14 protein-coding genes are annotated in these 17,225 nt (G+C 73.1%); 10 read left to right on the top strand and 4 right to left on the bottom strand.

Annotated elements, in window-relative coordinates; genetic code table 11:
• Positions 1-270, bottom strand: coding sequence for a hypothetical protein (locus tag GR130_RS05995; RefSeq protein ID WP_159503739.1), 270 nt, complete (start codon positions 268-270; stop codon positions 1-3).
• A gap of 594 nt (positions 271-864) precedes the next feature.
• Between GR130_RS05995 and GR130_RS05990 the strand changes: the two genes are divergently transcribed.
• Complete coding sequence (locus tag GR130_RS05990) at positions 865-3,825, top strand: beta-N-acetylglucosaminidase domain-containing protein (protein WP_159509778.1); 2,961 nt, start codon at positions 865-867, stop codon at positions 3,823-3,825.
• 101 nt (positions 3,826-3,926) lie between these two features.
• On the opposite strand, the gene GR130_RS05985 is transcribed toward GR130_RS05990, so the two are convergent.
• Positions 3,927-4,463 carry an HNH endonuclease gene (locus GR130_RS05985; protein ID WP_006605595.1) on the bottom strand — a complete coding sequence of 179 codons (537 nt, stop codon included), beginning with the start codon at positions 4,461-4,463 and terminating at the stop codon, positions 3,927-3,929.
• 288 nt (positions 4,464-4,751) lie between these two features.
• Between GR130_RS05985 and GR130_RS05980 the strand changes: the two genes are divergently transcribed.
• From GR130_RS05980 to GR130_RS05945, 8 genes are all read left to right on the top strand, one after another.
• Positions 4,752-5,837, top strand: a complete 1,086-nt coding sequence (locus GR130_RS05980; RefSeq protein WP_201304805.1) for a mechanosensitive ion channel family protein — start codon at positions 4,752-4,754, stop codon at positions 5,835-5,837.
• A 152-nt stretch (positions 5,838-5,989) separates the two neighbouring features.
• Positions 5,990-6,322, top strand: a complete 333-nt coding sequence (locus tag GR130_RS05975; protein ID WP_159503738.1) for a hypothetical protein — start codon at positions 5,990-5,992, stop codon at positions 6,320-6,322.
• Between the two features lie 362 nt (positions 6,323-6,684).
• On the top strand, positions 6,685-7,821 hold the full coding sequence (locus GR130_RS05970) for an ROK family protein (RefSeq protein WP_159509776.1): 1,137 nt from the start codon (positions 6,685-6,687) through the stop codon (positions 7,819-7,821).
• A 118-nt stretch (positions 7,822-7,939) separates the two neighbouring features.
• Complete coding sequence (locus tag GR130_RS05965; RefSeq protein ID WP_159503737.1) at positions 7,940-9,280, top strand: ABC transporter substrate-binding protein; 1,341 nt, start codon at positions 7,940-7,942, stop codon at positions 9,278-9,280.
• An 11-nt stretch (positions 9,281-9,291) separates the two neighbouring features.
• Positions 9,292-10,248, top strand: coding sequence for a carbohydrate ABC transporter permease (locus tag GR130_RS05960; protein ID WP_159503736.1), 957 nt, complete (start codon positions 9,292-9,294; stop codon positions 10,246-10,248).
• A gap of 111 nt (positions 10,249-10,359) precedes the next feature.
• Positions 10,360-11,265 (top strand): carbohydrate ABC transporter permease, encoded by a 906-nt coding sequence (locus GR130_RS05955; RefSeq protein ID WP_201304804.1) that lies wholly within the window; start codon positions 10,360-10,362, stop codon positions 11,263-11,265.
• Between the two features lie 46 nt (positions 11,266-11,311).
• Positions 11,312-12,757: a 6-phospho-beta-glucosidase gene (locus GR130_RS41755; protein WP_236573917.1), complete on the top strand. Its 1,446-nt coding sequence runs from the start codon at positions 11,312-11,314 to the stop codon at positions 12,755-12,757.
• The gene (locus GR130_RS05945; protein ID WP_159503733.1) at positions 12,748-13,740 is read left to right on the top strand and encodes an N-acetylglucosamine kinase; all 993 of its coding nucleotides are present in this window, start codon (positions 12,748-12,750) and stop codon (positions 13,738-13,740) included. Before GR130_RS41755 ends, GR130_RS05945 begins: the two co-directional genes overlap by 10 nt.
• Before the next feature lie 92 nt (positions 13,741-13,832).
• Here GR130_RS05945 and GR130_RS05940 read toward each other — a convergent pair whose 3' ends face one another.
• Both GR130_RS05940 and GR130_RS05935 read right to left on the bottom strand, forming a co-directional pair.
• Positions 13,833-14,138: a hypothetical protein gene (locus tag GR130_RS05940; protein ID WP_159503732.1), complete on the bottom strand. Its 306-nt coding sequence runs from the start codon at positions 14,136-14,138 to the stop codon at positions 13,833-13,835.
• Positions 14,139-14,409: 271 nt separating this feature from the next.
• Positions 14,410-15,102 (bottom strand): FadR/GntR family transcriptional regulator, encoded by a 693-nt coding sequence (locus tag GR130_RS05935; protein ID WP_159503731.1) that lies wholly within the window; start codon positions 15,100-15,102, stop codon positions 14,410-14,412.
• A 701-nt stretch (positions 15,103-15,803) separates the two neighbouring features.
• On the opposite strand from GR130_RS05935, the gene GR130_RS05930 reads away from it, so the two are divergent.
• Positions 15,804-17,201, top strand: coding sequence for a hypothetical protein (locus GR130_RS05930; RefSeq protein WP_201305146.1), 1,398 nt, complete (start codon positions 15,804-15,806; stop codon positions 17,199-17,201).
• Positions 17,202-17,225: the final 24 nt, after the last annotated feature.

Here is a 17,225-nt window from a genome sequence, read left to right as displayed (position 1 = left end):
TCAGACCTCCATGGACTCCGTGCCCAGGCCGGCGGCGGTGGGCTCGCTGGTCAGCGGGAGTTCGGCGGCGATGGGCACCTCGCTGGTCAGCGGGGCGATGTCGGCGAGCGGCGGCTCGCTGGTGAGCGGCGGTTCGGCGAAGCTGAAGGAGCCGGAGCCGTCCAGGCCGGAGTCGGGGCCGGACACCCCGTCGAAGAGGTCGGGCTCGGCCGGCCCGGCCGCCGGTTTGGTGGACAGTGCGTCGAGGAGCAACTGAGCGGACGCGGCCACGCGGGCCTCCCGTTCATCGGTAGTGGGACACGTCTGCCCTACCCAGTCGAGACGATCGCAGACGTGTCCACCGTGCAAACGTGACCCACGTCACACTAGTCGCCGGCAGGCGATTTCGCGGCGGGGAGCGCCGAAGGGCGCACAGAACACGCGGGAACAGGGTCCGGGAGCGCAATTCCTGCGGCGCGGCGCGGTGTCGGACGCCCGTCGCCCGCAGGTCACAAAAGGTGCATTACGGAACCCGTGCGGGAAGGCCGCCGCCGGGGGGCCGGAGCCTGCGCCGAGGCCCGGTTGACACGTTCACCGGCACAATGGTGGGCTCACGGCCGAAGGTCTGTCCGATCGGGTACCGGCGGGTACACACCCCCCGGTTCCGCACGCCGCGCGCACCACGACCACCAGCCTCCACCGCGGCAACCGCCGGCCGGACGGGCGCTTTCGCGTGGGCGCCGCGGCGGCCGGGCGGTGGGACGTAGGGGGCGCCGGCGCGGGCCGGCGAGCACGAGACGGGGACGAGGAGCGACCGTGCGAGTCCGGGGCGTATGGGGCGGCGGCAGGGCCAAGGCGACGGGCAGGGGACGCACCCGGGCGCGGGTGGCCGGGACCACCGCGCTCGCGGCGGCGGTGATCGGCGGTCTGCTGGGCGGCGTACCGAGCGCCCAGGCGGCGCCCGCCGACCCTTCCACCGGGACGCCCGACCAGCCGGACCGGCCGGCCGGCGCCGGGCAGGTGCCCGCCGTCTGGCCGCGGCCCCAGTCGCTCCGGCAGCTCGGCACGGCCGTACCGCTCGGCGGGCAGGCGGTCGTGGTGGCCGCGCCGGACACCGACCCGTACGCCCTCGACGTGCTGCGCGGGCTGCTGCGGGACGCCGGGGTGCGCACCGTGCGCCAGGTGGCGCCCGGCGACCGGGTGCCCGCGGACGGGCCGGTGTTCCTCGTCGGCGGCGCCCCGGCGGACGGCGCGCTGCGGGCGCTGCGGGTGCCCGCCCGCGGCGACCTGCCGTCCGGCGGCTACCGGCTCGCCGTCGGTCAGGTCTCCGGCCGGGACACCGTCGCGCTGGACGGGGTCGGCCCGGACGGCCTCTTCCACGCCGCGCAGACGCTCCGCCAACTGGTCGCGGACGGTCCGGACGGAGGGCGGCAGCTGGCCTCGGTGGCCGTGCGGGACTGGCCCGCGACGGCGGTCCGGGGCACCACCGAGGGGTTCTACGGGCAGCCGTGGACGCGGGCGCAGCGGCTCGCCCAGCTGGACTTCATGGGACGTACGAAGCAGAACCAGTACCTGTACGCGCCGGGCGACGACCCCTACCGCCAGGCGCAGTGGCGCGACCCGTACCCGGCCGAGCAGCGCGCCGACTTCCGGGCGCTCGCCGACCGGGCCCGCGCCAACCACGTGACGCTGGCCTGGGCGGTCGCCCCCGGCCAGGCGATGTGCCTGTCGTCCGAGGAGGATCTGCGGGCGCTGCGCCGCAAGGTGGACGCGATGTGGGCGCTGGGGGTGCGCGCCTTCCAGCTCCAGTTCCAGGACGTCAGCTACAGCGAGTGGCACTGCGGCGCCGACGAGGAGACCTTCGGCACCGGTCCGCAGGCCGCCGCCAAGGCGCAGGCCGGGGTCGCCAACGCGCTGGCCCGGCACCTCGCCGAGCGCCATCCGGGGGCCGCGCCGCTGTCGCTGATGCCGACCGAGTACTACCAGGACGGCGCGACGGCGTACCGCGGGGCGCTGGCGGCGGCGCTCAACGACCGCGTGGAGGTGGCCTGGACGGGCGTGGGGGTGGTGCCGCGGACCATCACCGGCGGTGAACTGTCCGCCGCCCGCCAGGCGTTCGGCCACCCGCTGGTGACCATGGACAACTACCCGGTCAACGACTACGCCCAGGACCGGATCTTCCTGGGCCCGTACACGGGCCGCGAACCGGCGGTGGCCACCGGCTCGGCGGCGCTGCTCGCCAACGCCATGGAGCAGCCGGTCGCCTCCCGGATCCCGCTGTTCACCGCCGCCGACTACGCCTGGAACCCGCGCGACTACCACCCGGCGCAGTCCTGGGACGCGGCCATCGACGACCTCGCGGGCGCCGACCAGGGCGCCCGGACGGCCCTGCGGACGCTGGCCGGCAACGCGTCCTCGTCGCTGCTGAACCGCGACGAGTCGGGCTACCTCCGGCCGCTGCTGGACCGCTTCTGGAAGGCCCGCGAGGCGGCGGTCGACCGCGGCCGGGCGGGCGACGACCCCGATTTCGCCGAGGCCGCCGCGGCGCTGCGGGCCGCTTTCCACACCATGGCCGCCGCTCCGAAGGGCCTGAACTCCGATCTGCGGGCCGAAGTCGGGCCGTGGGCCGCGCAGTTGGGGCGCTACGGCAGCGCCGGGGAGCAGGCCGTGGACACCCTGCTGGCGCAGGCGCACGGCGACGGGGACGCGGCCTGGGCGGCGCAGCGCGCGGTGCTGCGGCTGCGTACGGAGATCAGGCAGAGCCCGGCCACGGTCGGCACCGGCGTGCTCACGCCGTTCCTGGACCGGGCGATGACCGAGGCGGACGCGTGGACCGGCGCCCGCAACGCCGTCCCGCGGCCGGCGCAGGGCGCCGACCCGGCGTCGCTGACCGTCCCCTTCCCGCGTGCCCGGCCGCTGGCCGCGGTCACCGCGCTGACCGAGCCGGGCCCGGCCGCGGGCGCGGTGTCCCTGGAGGCGCATGTGCCGGGCAGTGGCTGGCAGCGCCTCGGGCAGCTCTCGGCGACCGGCTGGACGGAGACGCCAACGGCCGGGCTGCGCGCCGACGCGGTACGGCTGACCTGGGCGAAGGGAGCCCAGGCGCCGTCCGTGCACGCGCTGACGCCGTGGTTCGACGACACTCCGCGGGCCGGTCTGGAGCTGTCCCGCAAGGAGACCGACGCGGAGACCGGCGGCAGCGCCGCGGTGGACGCCCGGGTCTTCTCCCGCCGCCCGGCCGACGTCCACGACACGCTCACGGTCACGGCGCCCAAGGGCTTCACCGTCCACGGGCCGAAGGAGCTGACGGCGCCCCGCGGCGGCACCGCCACCGTCCCGCTCGCGGTGGACGTCCCGAAGGACGCCCCGTCCGGGACGTACGACATCGCCGTGGGCTTCGCGGGCCAGGAACAGCATCTGGCGGTCCGCGTCTATCCGCGCACCGGCGGCCCGAATCTGGCGCGCGGCGCGGACACCACCTCCTCCGGCGACGAGACCGACGACTTCCCGGCGTCCGCGGCCACCGACGGCGACCCGAAGACCCGCTGGTCCTCCCCCGCCGAGGACGACGCCTGGCTCCAGTTCGCGCTCCCCCGCCCCACCCGCCTCGGCCTGGTCGTCCTCAATTGGCAGGACGCCTACGCCGCCGCCTACCGCATCCAGGTCTCCTCCGACGGCCGCACCTGGCGCACCGCCGCCACCGTGCGCGACGGCAAGGGGGGCCGGGAGGCGATCCGGATGGACGCGAAGGACGCCCGCTTCGTGCGCGTCCAGGGGGACAAGCGGGCCACCCGGTTCGGGTACTCGCTGTGGGAGGTGGAGGCGTACGCGGTGACGCCGGGCGGCTAGGGACTGTCCGACGGGTCAGGCTCGGGGGTGCGCCGGGGAGGCGTCGGGCAAGCGCCGTGGCGGGGGCCGCGAAAAAACCCCCGCCACGACAAAACCCGGATCTATGCCGATACGGCATCGATCCGGGCTAGGGCGTCATCCGCGCCGTACGGCTGCAAATACGGCAGCCAGCGCGGGTCCCTATGGCCCGTGCCGATGATCCGCCACGCCAGTCCTGACGGCGGGGCGGGCTGATGGCGCAGCCGCCAGCCGATCTCGGCGACATGGCGGTCGGCCTTGACGTGATTGCAGCGCCGGCAGGCGGCGACGACGTTCTCCCAGGTGTGCTGGCCGCCGCGACTGCGCGGGATGACGTGGTCGACGCTGGTTGCGACGCCACCGCAGTACATACAGCGCCCGCCGTCACGCGCGAACAGCGCCCGGCGGGTCAGCGGGACGGGGCCACGAAAGGGCACTCTCACAAACCGCTTCAAGCGGACCACGCTCGGAGCCGGTATGACATGGGTCGCGCTGTGCATCAGGGCGCCGGACTCCTCAAGGCTGACGGCCTTCTCATTGAGGACGAGGATGAGCGCGCGGCGGAGCGGTACGACGCCGAGCGGCTCGTACGACGCGTTGAGGACCAGGACATGCGGCACGGGTGCCTCCTTGTACGCCGGCGGCGCGTGGCTCGCGCCGGGACGATCTCCCCACAGTGTCCCCCGGTGCCTGGTCGGAGCGCCACCATGACCAGGTAACGGGCCCGAGGTGTTTTCCACCACACCGGCGCAGATCCCGCCGGATCCGGCTCTTTCCGGGCGTTCCGGGGCCGCGATGATCGAACACAGGCGCGGTCTGCCCTCGTTGCCCCGTTAGTGTGGTAGGTCTGTCCGGCCTCTCGGGTCCCACCGCGGCCGGGCCTGCTGTCCCTCACGGAAGGTTCCGCTGTGTACTGGTCCGCTTCGTCGGCCGCCGCCGCGCCGCTGCGCACCGCCGCGGCCGGCTCAACCGCTCCGACCTCCCTCGACGAGGCCACCCAGAAGGCCACCAACGCCGCCGGCTGGGTGCAGGCGAACTGGGGGACGTGGCTCACGTCCGCCCTGCAGATCGTGCTGATCCTCGTCATCGCGGTGGTCCTGCGGCATGTGATCCGCCGCACCATCACCAAGCTCATCGAGCGGATGAACCGCACCGCTGCCGCCGCCCAGGGCACCGCGCTGGGCGGGCTGCTGGTCAACGCCGAGCGGCGGCGGCAGCGCTCCGAGGCGATCGGCTCGGTGCTGCGCAGCGTCGCGTCCTTCGTGATCATGGGCACGGCGGCGCTGACCGTGCTCTCCGTCCTCCAGATCAACCTGGCCCCGCTGCTGGCCAGCGCGGGTGTGGCCGGTGTCGCGATCGGTTTCGGCGCCCGCAACCTCGTCACCGACTTCCTGTCGGGCGTCTTCATGATCCTGGAGGACCAGTACGGCGTCGGCGACGAGATCGACGCGGGCGTGGCCACCGGCACGGTCATCGAGGTCGGCCTGCGGGTCACCAAGCTGCGCGGCGCCAACGGCGCGATCTGGTACATCCGCAACGGCGAGGTCAAGCGGATCGGCAACCTCAGCCAGGGCTGGTCCACCGCCAGCGTCGACGTGCTGATAGCCGCCGACCAGGACCTGGAGCGGGCCCGCACGGTGATCACCGACGCCGGCGAGGAGATGTCCAAGGCCGAGCCCTGGAACGAGCAGCTGTGGGAGCCGGTGGAGGTGCTCGGCCTGCGCGAGGTCTCGCTGGAGACCGTCACCATCGGCGTCACGGCCAAGACCATGCCCGGCAAGTCCGCCGGCGTGGAGCGCGAGCTGCGCTGGCGCATCAAGCAGGCGCTGGACGCGGCCGGCATCCACCTCGCACCGCGCCCGGCCGCCGACGAGGAGGCGGCGGCGCCCGCCGACCCGACCGCCGGGATGACCGCCCCCTCGGCCCTCGGCAACCCGACCTCCCCGCAGTCGCAGAGGTCGAACCCGATCCCGCCGCCGCAGCTGGAGAAGTAGCCCGGCACGACACAGAGGGAGGTGTGACGCACGTCACACCTCCCTCTGTCATACGTACCGCTCCCCCGCATCGTGTGCCGGATGTCAGCACCGCCGGTCCGCACGGGACACCCCGCGCGGCCGGTGCGCACGACGGAGAAGGAGATGCACGGATGACCATCCGCAATCGCGTGGCCACGGGGGCCGTCGCCTCGGTACTGATGCTCGGCGGCGCGGCGGCCCTGACGGCCGCCGCCCCCGCTTCCGCGTCCGCCCGGATCCAGAACGACCTCAGCTGCACCACGAACACCGACGGCCGCCGGGGCACCGCGGACTGCGCCAACAACACCAACCGCACCATCGCCTTCCGGGTGACCGTGGTCTGCGGCTGGTGGCCCGACCAGACCGGCCCGTGGCGGACCCTCAACCCGGGCGCCCGCGACCACTCCGAGGCCACCTGCGACGGCGGCACCGGCGTCGGCAGCGTCAACTGGCAGGAGGGCTAGCACCGTCAGACCACTGTGAACGGGGGCCGGAACGGCGTACGGGGGATTCCGGCCCCGGGAGGGACGGGGGATCCCTCGGGGGAAGAGGGGGGCGTACCGGCCGACCACCGGGCGCCCCCCTTCGCTCCCCTTCACCATGTCCGGCCCCTGCGGCGCCCGTTGCCCGCGGCGGGCCCGGCGGCGCACGACGCCCCGCCCGCGGCGCGCGGCGGGCGAATCCGCCGCCGTAGCCATTGACGTGCCCCTGATGTGCGGCCTACCTTCCCTTCCAGAAATTGGAAGGTTTCCTAACAGAAACGGGGTGGGCAGCAACCATGGCCGCAGGACAGGGAACTCCGGGCACACCGCGGGTACTCCGCGCGATGAACGACCGGGCCGCGCTGGACCTGCTGGTGTCCCAGGGGCCGCTGACCCGCACCCAGATCGGCGAGCTGACCGGCCTGTCGAAGCCCACCGCCTCCCAGCTCCTGGCCCGGCTCGCCGCCGCCGGACTGGTGCGCACGACCGGGAACCTCACCGGCCGGCCGGGCCCCAACGCCCAGCTGTACGAGGTCAATCCGCTGGCCGCGCACGTCGCCGCGCTCGCCGTCGACCCACTCGGCATCACCGCCGCCGTCGCCGACATCACCGGCCGGGTCCTCGGGGAGGCACGCGTCGGCACCGACGCGGTCGCCGAGGACACCCCGCACCGCACCGCCCGGCTGGTGGCCCAGGCCGTCGACGAGGCGCTCCACGAGGCCGGGCTGGACCGCGAGCGGCTGCACGGCGCGGTCATCGGCACCCCCGGCGCACTCGACCCGCAGACCGGCCGGCTGCGCTACGCCCCCCATCTCCCCGGCTGGCAGTCGCGGGCCCTGAAGGACGAACTGGCCGCCGTCCTCGGCATCCCCCTCGTCATCGAGAACGACGTCAACCTGGCCGCGGTGGCCGAACAACACGACGGCGCCGCCCAGGACTTCGACGACTTCGTCCTGGTGTGGGTCGACGAGGGCGTCGGCGCCGCGATCGTCCTCGGCGGCCAGCTGCTGCGCGGCGCCACCGGCGGCGCCGGCGAGATCGGCTACATGCCGCTGCCGGGCGCCCCGCTGGCCCGCGGCGGCGACCGCAGTGCCGCCCGGCCGGACGCCGGCGGCGGCTTCCAGCGGCTGGTCGGGGCGCCGAGCGTCATCGAACTGGCCCGGGAACACGGGGCGTCACAGGTCCGCACCGTCGCCGGGGCGCTGGCCCGGGACGACGTCCGCGCGGAGGTGGCGCGGCGGCTGGCGACCGGGCTGGCGGCGGTCGTCGCGGTCGTCGACCCGCGGCTGGTGGTGCTCTCCGGCGAAGTCCCGCAGGCCGGCGGCGAGGCACTGCGCGCCCTGGTCGAGGAGGAGTTCACCGGACTCGCGCTGCCCCGCCCCGACATCCGCATCAGCGACATCGCGGGCAACCCCATCCTCACCGGCGCCCTGCGGACGGCGCTCGCCGAGGCCCGCGACGCGGTGTTCGACACCGCGTGAGCACCGCGTGAGCACCGCGTAGGCACCACATGAGCACCCGGCGCCGCCGACCGGCCGCCGCCGCACCGCCGTCACCGCCCCGACCGCCCCGCACTCTCCTGCCGCAAAGGATGGCGCCATGCCGCTCCCGCGTCCGCGTATCCGCCTGCCGGCGGCACTGGCCGGCGCCGCACTGCTCCTCGCCGGCTGTGCCCAACCCGCCATCGGCAGCGACCGCGACGACCCCACCGCGCCGGTCACCCTCACGTTCTGGCACGGCTGGTCCAACGCCGACGAAGTGAAGGCCGTCGACGACAGCATCGCCCGCTTCGAGAAACTCCACCCCAACATCCAGGTGCGGGCGACCGGAAACGTCACCGACGACACCATGAACCAGGCGCTGCGGGCCGGCGGCGGCGACGCACCCGACGTCGTCTCGTCGTTCACCACCAACAACGTGGGCCAGTACTGCTCCACCGGAATGTGGGCGGACCTCGACCCCTTCCTGAAGAAGACCGGAGTGGTCAAGGAGAAGGTCTTTCCCAAGCCCCTCCTCGCCGCTACGCAGTACCAAGGAAAGCAGTGCGCCCTGCCGCTGCTCGCCGACACCTACGGGCTCTACTACAACAAGGACGCCTTCGAAAAAGCCGGCATCACCCGTCCCCCGCACACCATGTCCGAACTGAAACGGGACGCCGTCAAACTCACCCGGCGCACCGGCGACGGCGCGTACCGACAACTCGGCTTCATGCCCAACTTCCGCCTCTACCAGAACAGTCCGGACCGCCTGTTCGCCCAGTGGGGCCCCACCTATTTCGACCGGAACGGCACCGCACAACTGGCGAAGGACCCGGCGACCGAGGAATTCTTCACCACCCAGCGGGAACTGATCGACGCCCAGGGCGGCTACGGCCCGACGGAGAGGTTCCGTACCACCTTCGGCGACGAGATGTCCTCACAGAACGCCTTCCTGACCCAGAAGCTGGCCATGCACATGGACGGCGAATGGCGCGGCCTGATGCTGAAGAAAGCCCATGCGCCGTTCGCCTGGGGCACCGCGCCGATGCCCGTACCGGACGACCGGGCCGACACCTACGGCCGCGGCTATCTCACCGGAACGGTCGCCGGCATCGCCCACAGCAGCCGACACCAGAACGCCGCCTGGGAACTGGTGAAATTCCTGACCGCCGACACCGACCAGGTCGTCGCCCTCGCCAACGCCCTCCACAACGTCCCCTCCACCAACGCCGCGCTCACCTCCCCGAAACTGGACGCCGACCCGGCCTTCCGCACCTTCCTCGACATCACCGCGAATCCGCACAGCACCGCACTGCCGCCGTCCGACAACGGCGGCCAATATGTCACCGCACTCCAGGACTTCGCCTATGACGTCGAAGCCGGAAAGGTCCGCGATCTCGGCGCGGGACTCCGCACACTCGACACACAGATAGACGCCGACAACCTCCAGTCCGAGAACTGACGGAGCGCCCCATGGCAGCCACCACGACCACCGCGCCCGCGCTGCGCCGCAAACGCACCCGTGAACGACTGCGTATCGCCGGATTCCTCTCCCCCTGGCTCATCGGCTTCTCGGTCTTCTTCGGATATCCGCTGATCGCCACCGTCTATTTCTCGTTCATGCACTACAACCAGATCGAGCGGCCCGCATTCGTGGGCCTGCGGAACTGGACCTACGTCCTGACCCAGATGCCGCTGTTCGGGCCGGCGCTGTGGAACACGCTCTGGCTGGTCGTGGTGATGGTCGCGCTGCGGGTCGTCTTCGGGCTGGGCACCGGCCTGCTCGTCACCAGGGTCAAGGCCGGCGCCGGCTTCTTCCGCACCGCGTTCTACCTGCCGTATCTGGCGCCCCCGGTGGCCGCCACCGTCGCCTTCGTCTTCCTGCTCAACCCGGCGACCGGCCCGGTCAACGACATCCTCGGCGCCGCCGGCATCCCCGCCCCCTCGTGGTTCAACGACCCCCACTGGGCCAAGCCGTCACTCGTCCTGCTGTCCCTGTGGGGCATCGGCGACCTGATGGTGATCTTCATGGCGGCGCTGCTCGACGTACCGAAGGAGCAGTACGAGGCGGCCGAGCTGGACGGGACCGGCGCCTGGGGGAAGTTCCGCTACGTCACCTGGCCGTCGATCACCCCGATCGTGCTGTTCGCGGTGGTCACCGGCGTCGTCCAGACCATGCAGTACTACACCCAGGCGCTGGTCGCCGGAAAGCTCGCCTCCGGCGTCTCCATCGGGCCCGGCACCGTCATCCAGCCCGGCTACCCGGACCACTCCACCCTCACCGTCCCGCAGCTCGTCTACTCACTGGGCTTCCAGAACTTCAACACCGGCGCGGCCTGTGCGCTCTCCCTCGTCCTGTTCGCCCTCGCGATGGCCGTCACCACCCTGCTGATGCGCAGGCGCGCCGGCCTGCTCCCGGCGGAGGACTGACCCGCCATGGCGGAGGACCGATCCGACGTGACGAAGGACCGATCCCACCTCACGGAAGACCGATCCCACCTGACCGGGGGCCAATCCGACGTGACGAAGGACCGATTCGACGTGACCACCACGACGCTTCCCACGCGCCCCGCCCCGGCCCGCACCCCCCGCGCCGCCGGCGGCCCCGCGGCCCGCGCCCGCCGCAAGCGGCTGCTGCACTGGATCGCCGTCCACTCCGCGGCCCTGGCCGCCGCCCTCTTCTTCCTCCTCCCGTTCGTCTTCGTCCTCCTGACCTCCGTCATGAGCGACGACCAGGCCATGAGCGGCGAACTGTGGCCGCGCACCTGGCACTGGTCCAACTACGCGACCGTGTTCACCACCCCCGGCTTCCTCGACTGGTGGCGGAACTCCCTGCTCTACGCGGGCCTGGGCACCCTCTTCACCGTCTGCTCGGCGGTCCCCGTCGCCTACGCCCTCGCCAGGCTCCGCTTCCGCGGGCGCCGGGTGGCGATGATCCTGGTCGTCTCGACGATGATGCTGCCGCCGCAGGTCGTCGTGATGCCCATGTACCTGGTCTGGGCGCAGCAACTGCACCTCGCCGGCTCCGTCTGGCCGCTGATCATCCCCATGGCCTTCGGCGACGCCTACTCCATCTTCCTGCTGCGCCAGTTCCTGCTGACGATCCCTCAGGAATATCTGGAGTCCGCCAAGGTGGACGGCTGCGGCGAACTGCGCACCCTCCTGCGCATCGTCGTCCCGATGGCCCGCCCCGGCATCGCCGCCATCTCCCTCTTCCAGTTCTTCTTCTGCTGGAACGACTACTTCGGCCCGCAGATCTACACCGCGCAGAACCCCGCCGCCTGGACGCTCTCCTACGGCCTGGAGTCCTTCAAGAGCGCCCACAACGTCAACTGGAACCTCACCACGGCCGCCACGCTGCTGGTCATGGCCCCCGTCATCGTCGTCTTCTTCTTCGCGCAGAAAGCCTTCGTCGAAGGCGTCACACTCACCGGAGTGAAGGGCTGAAACGGACATGCTGCCGACTTCCGGGGGACGGCCCCCGTACCCCCGCATCAAACTCGCAGTGGTCGGCGGAGGCTCGACCTACACCCCCGAACTCGTCGACGGCTTCGCACGGTTGCGTGACGTCCTGCCGCTGACCGAACTCGTCCTCGTCGACCCCGCCACCGACCGGCTGGCACTGATCGGCGCGCTGGCCCGCCGGATCTTCGCCGCGCAGGGGCACCCCGGCCGGATCACCTGGACCGACGACCTCGACGCCGGCCTGGACGGCGCCGACGCGGTCCTCCTCCAGCTCCGCGTGGGCGGCCAGGCCGCCCGCAACCAGGACGAGACCTGGCCGCTGGAGTGCGGCTGCGTCGGACAGGAGACCACCGGCGCCGGCGGCCTCGCCAAGGCACTGCGCACCGTCCCCGTCGTCCTCGACATCGCCGAACGGGTCCGCCGCCGCTGCCCCGACGCCTGGATCGTCGACTTCACCAACCCCGTCGGCATCGTCACCCGGGCCCTGCTCACCCACGGCCACAAGGCCGTCGGACTGTGCAACGTGGCCATCGGCTTCCAGCGCAAGTTCGCCGCACTGCTCGGCGTCGCCCCCGAGCAGGTCGAGCTGGAACACCTCGGCCTCAACCACCTCACCTGGGAACGCGCGGTACGCGTCGACGGCGACGACGTCCTCCCCGCACTCCTCGCCGCACACGGCGACGCCATCGCCGCCGACCTCCGCATGCCCCGCGCCGTCCTGGACCACCTGGGCGCCGTCCCCTCCTACTACCTCCGCTACTTCTACCAACACGACGCGGTCGTAAGGGAGTTGCGCACCAAAACCTCCCGCGCCGCCGAGGTCGCCGCCATCGAACGCCAACTCCTCGACCTGTACGCCGACCCGTCCCTGGCCGAGAAACCGGCCCTCCTCGCCCAACGCGGCGGCGCCTTCTACTCCGAAGCAGCGGTGAACCTGACGTCCTCACTCCTGCGCACACCCCCCACAGAGCCCGCCCCGACCGGCGCCACCGGCATCGCCGACGCCGCACACGCCGCCGACCTCGCCAACTCCGGTGCTCAGCCCGGCGGCACGGGGGGCGGGGGCGGGGGCGGGGGCGTACCGAGCGTTGCTCCTCGGACCGGCGGCAGGCGCGGCACCGGCGGCCGACGGCCCGTCCGGGCTCCCGGGCCTGGTGACACCCAGATCGTCAACACCTTCAACAACGGCACGTTCTCGTTCCTGCCCGACGACGCGGTGATCGAGGTCCCGGCGACGGTGACCTCCTGGGGGGCCGCCCCCCTCCCCCTCCGCCCCCTCGCCCCCCTTTTCAGTGGTCTGGTCGCGCATGTCACGGCCTATGAACACCTGGCTCTGGAGGCTGCCCTGAAGGGCGGCCGGGACCGGGTCTTCTCAGCGCTCCTCGCACACCCCCTCATCGGCCAGCTCGACTACGCGGACCGGCTCACCGACAAGCTGATCGCGCACAACCGGGAGCACCTCACGTGGGCCTGACCGGCACGGCGCTCGCCATCGACGCGGGCAACAGCAAGACCGATGTGGCACTGGTGGCCGTGGACGGCAGGGTCCTCGGCCGGGCCCGTGGCGGCGGCTTCCAGCCCCCGGCGGTCGGCGCCGCCCGCGCGGTGGACGTCCTGGCGCCGCTGGTGGCATCGGCACGGGAGCAGGCCGGACTGACCGACGGCGACCCCGTCGACCACATCTCCGCCTTCCTCGCCAACGCCGACCTCCCGGACGAGGTGACCGACCTGACCTCCGAGATCGCCCACCGCGGCTGGTCCGGCACCGTCACCGTCCGCAATGACACCTTCGCCCTCCTACGGGCCGGTCTTCCGGACGACGGCGAACCGCTGGGCGTCGCGGTGGTCTGCGGCGCGGGCATCAACTGCGTCGGCCTGGGCCGCGGCGGGGCCACCGCCCGCTTCCCGTCGATCGGCCGGATCTCCGGCGACTGGGGCGGCGGCTCCTTTCTCGCCGAGGAGGCGCTGTGGCACGCGGCCCGCGCCGAGGACGGTCGGGGCGCCCCGACCGAACTCGCCCGCGCGCTCCCCGCACACTTCCGCCTGCGCACCATGCCGGAGCTGGTCGAGGCCCTGCATCTCCAACGGATCCCCGACGCGCGGCGCCACGAACTGACCCCCGTTCTCTTCGACGTCGCCTCGGCCGGCGACGCCCTCGCCCGTGGGATCGTGGCCCGCCAGGCAGAAGAGATCGTTCTCCTGGCCACCGTCGCCCTGCGGCGCCTCGACCTCCTTTCCGAACCCACCCCGGTGATCCTCGGCGGCGGCGTGCTGGCGGCCCGCCATCCCCTGCTCCACGATCACCTCACCCACCTCCTCACGGAGCGGGCACCGAAGGCCGTCCCCCAGGTCGTCACCGCCCCACCGGTGCTCGGCGCCGCACTCGACGCCCTGGACCGGGCAGGGACGCGGAAGCGGTCAGCGGCCTATGAGCGGCTGCGGGGGTCCTGGAGGTAGGCCGTCCCTCGGTCTGAGCCTGGGCCCAGGCATCGGGACGGGGCGCAGGACGGCTGCGCGTGCTGCCCGGCTCCGGTCGGCCGCTGTCCGGCTCAGCCGACCTGGACACAGTCCCCCCGGCCCGTCTCCGTGCGTTCGCCGGGGGCCAGGACGATGTCGGTTGGTGGTGGGGAATGCTCGCGTTCCGTGACGATGGTGATGTGGTGGTCGGTGTCGTTGATGATGGCGGTGAGAGAGCCGTCGGTGGCGTGGAAAATGGGGTACGTACCGGTCGGGTTGATGTAGGTCGTGGCGCCGATGGTGAGGAATCCGCTGGCCGTTGGGGTGGGGTCAGGGACGGTTGACGGCTCGGCGGGGGACTTGGCGAGCGGGGCGAGAAGCCTGTTCCAGTAGCGCACGGTCGTGCCTCCGATGAGTGGATGGGGTGGCGTGGTGACCACCTTTCGTCACTCAGCGTAGTCGGCGGCGAGGTGGGCGTCACCGGCGTGCGGGAGTGAATCGGGGGGCGTGGAGAGTGAAGCGCGCGCCCCTTGGCTGGGCGACCTGTGCGGGGATGGCCGGCCCGCGACGACGGCCGCGGACGGCCAACCGTCGCGGGCGGTCAGCCGTCACGAGCGGCCAGCCGCCGCGGACGGTCAGCCGTCACGGACGGTCAGTCGTCGCGGGCCGTCAGTCGTCGAACGGCAGGGCCAGGTCCCGTACATGGCCGGCCAGGAGGAGGACGGCGGCGTCGACGGCGGCCTGCGGATCCCGGGCGCGGATCGCGTCGGTGAGGCGGGAGTGCGGGTCGGTGGGGGCCGCGGTGGCGGTGTCGAGGCAGGCGGCGCGGCGGAGTTCGTCGCGCAGCGCGGCGCTGAGGGAGCGGTAGATGTCGGCGAGCACGGGATTGTCGCCGGCCTCGGCCACCAGGACGTGGAACTCGGCGTCGGCGGCGGTGAACACCTCGCTGTCGTGCGCGGCGAGGGCGGCCTTGCGGCGGGCCAGCGCGGCCTCGATGCCGGCGAGTTGGGCGTCGGTGCGGTGCTTGGCGGCCTGCCGCGCGGCGACCACGTCGAGGCCCTGGCGGACCTGGGTGACATGGGTGAGTTCGGCGCGCTCCAGGCGGCGGCGGAGGGCGACCGCACTGTCGTCGTCGGAGATCACGAAGGTGCCGTCGCCCTGCCGGGGTTCGAGGAGCCCGGAGTGGACGAGGGAGCGGACCGCCTCGCGGACCGAGGCGCGGCTGACGCCGAGCGTTTCGGCGAGGGCGCTCTCCGGCGGGATGCGGCTGCCCACGGGCCAGGTGCCGTTGACGATCTGGCCGCGGATCTCGTCGGTCGCGGACTCCACGAGGGACACCCTGCCCTTGCGGACGGTCTGCACGCGATCACTCCCTTCGGCCGGTCGTCCGGCATACGCCGCACGGTCCCCCGGGCCACCCGATACCGGCCCCCCGATACCGGTCGCCCGATGTCCGGTGATTTCCCGGCCACTGTAATGCGGCGGCCGGTGGTCGTGCGGCGGTCATGCGCGGGTACGGGTGCAGGTGCGGATTCGGGCCCGGGTGTAGGTGCAGGTGCGGATTCGGGCCCGGGTGCAGGTGCAGGTGCAGGCCCGGACGCGACGGAAAGGCGCCGCGTTCCCGGCGGGCTGCGACCGCCCCAGGGCGCAAGCCCCTCCCGCCCCAGTCGATTCGCCACCCACCCGTCCCGACCGCAGACCACCGTCCCGACCGCAGACCACCCACCCGTCCCGGCGGAGGGCTGCCCTCCGCTTCCGGCCGGAGGGCAGCCCTCCGTTCCGGTCGCCCGCCGGGCCGTGGAACCACGCCCGGCGGGCGGGCGTGGTGAGGGGTGAGCGGGCGAGCCGGGTGGGTTGTGGGGCGGATGGCAATCCGAGCAAGATCGGGTCAAGACCGGTGTGGTTGTCGGTGGCGGAGGACATACTGACGGCCGTGTACCCGTGCGCGTGAGCGCTTCGCGGGTGCCGGGGCGGGGGCCGGGCCCGCAGTCAGCGACCTAGGGGGTGGTTCGTCGGTGTCGTCCACATCGTCCGTGACGTCGGTTTCCGCGCTGCCGTCCGCGGTGCCGTCCGTGGTGTCCGCGCCGGCCGGCGGTGCCTCGGGGCCCGCCGTGCGGCGGCGTACCGCGTGGGCGGAGGGCCTGGACCGGCTGCGGGCCGCGGCGGTCACGGAGCCGGGCCGGCTGCGGGTGATCGGGGCGGTGCTGGCGCTGCTGGTGTTGCTGTTCGGCGCGGCCACGGCCTGGCAGGTGTCGAGCCGGTCGGCGGCGGCCGACGACGTGGTGGAGCGAAGCCAGCCGCTGACCGCGGACGCGGCGAGCATCTACCGGTCGCTGGCGGACGCGGACACGACGGCCGCCGGGGGGTTCCTGGTGGGCGGCGCGGAGACCACGGCGACCCGCACCCGGTATGCGGCGGATATCGCGACGGCGTCGGAGCTGCTGGTCAAGGCGTCGGCGAACACCCGGGGTTCGGGCACGACGGATCCGGCCGGGGTGCAGATCACCAGGCTCGGCAAGCTGCTGCCGCGCTATACGGGACTGGTCGAGACGGCGCGGACGAACAACCGGCTGGGGCTGCCGCTGGGCGGCGCGTACCTGCGGTATGCGAACGACCAGATGCGCAGGGAACTCCTCCCGGCGGCGCGGGCGTTGTACGACGCGGAGACGGTGCGGCTGTCCGCGGACTACGGGCGGGCGAAGTCCTGGCCGTTGTTCGCGCTGGCGGCGGGGGTGATGGCCATCGGTGCGCTGGTGTGGGCGCAGCGCCGGCATTACCGGCGCACCAACAGGGTGTTCGACACCGGTCTGCTGGCGGCCACGGCGGCGTCGGTGGCGGTGCTGCTGTGGCTGGTGGCGGGGCACACGGTGGCGCGTGCGGGGCTGACGCGTTCGTACGAGCACGGTGCCCGGTCGCTGCGGGTGCTCAACGAGGCGCGGATCGACGCCCTTCAGGCGCGCGGGGACGAGAATCTGACGCTGGTGGCGCGCGGTGCGGTGCTGACCGGCGACCAGAAGGACTTCTACGAGGTCGGCTTCCGTGCCGGGATGAAGGATCTGGTGGGCGCCGGCCGGGGCGGGGCGGCGGCCGGCGGCCGGCTGGGGGCGGCGCTGGCGCTGGCGGGCGACGATGCGGGGCGGCGGCCGGTGCGCGACGCGGTGGCGGCCGCAGCGGAATGGCAGGCGCGGCACGCCGAGGCACGGGAGGCGGACGACAAGGGGGATTACGGGCGGGCGCTGGCGAAGGTGATCGGCCCGGGCGCCTCTACGGGGGCGTCGTTCGACCGGGTCGACGCCGGGCTCCAGCAGGCGCTGGTGCATGAGCAGGACAGGTTCCGGTCGGCGGCGGACGGCGGGCGCGGGGCGTTCGCCGGGCTGGCGAAGGGGGCCGGGGTGCTGGCCGTACTGGCCGCGGCGGGTGCGGTGCTGGGTATCGGGCGCAGGTTGTCGGAGTACCGGTGATGAGGCCGGGTGAGCCGGGTGGGA

Source organism: Streptomyces sp. GS7, assembly GCF_009834125.1.
In the GTDB taxonomy this organism is placed as follows: domain Bacteria; phylum Actinomycetota; class Actinomycetes; order Streptomycetales; family Streptomycetaceae; genus Streptomyces.
This window is presented reverse-complemented; position numbering and strand designations above follow the sequence as displayed.

Coding starts and splice junctions, on each gene's coding strand:
- GR130_RS05975 (WP_159503738.1), top strand. CDS start 5,990: ATGACCATCCGCAATCGCGTGGCCACGGGGGCCGTCGCCTCGGTACTG.
- GR130_RS05970 (WP_159509776.1), top strand. CDS start 6,685: ATGAACGACCGGGCCGCGCTGGACCTGCTGGTGTCCCAGGGGCCGCTG.
- GR130_RS05965 (WP_159503737.1), top strand. CDS start 7,940: ATGCCGCTCCCGCGTCCGCGTATCCGCCTGCCGGCGGCACTGGCCGGC.
- GR130_RS05960 (WP_159503736.1), top strand. CDS start 9,292: ATGGCAGCCACCACGACCACCGCGCCCGCGCTGCGCCGCAAACGCACC.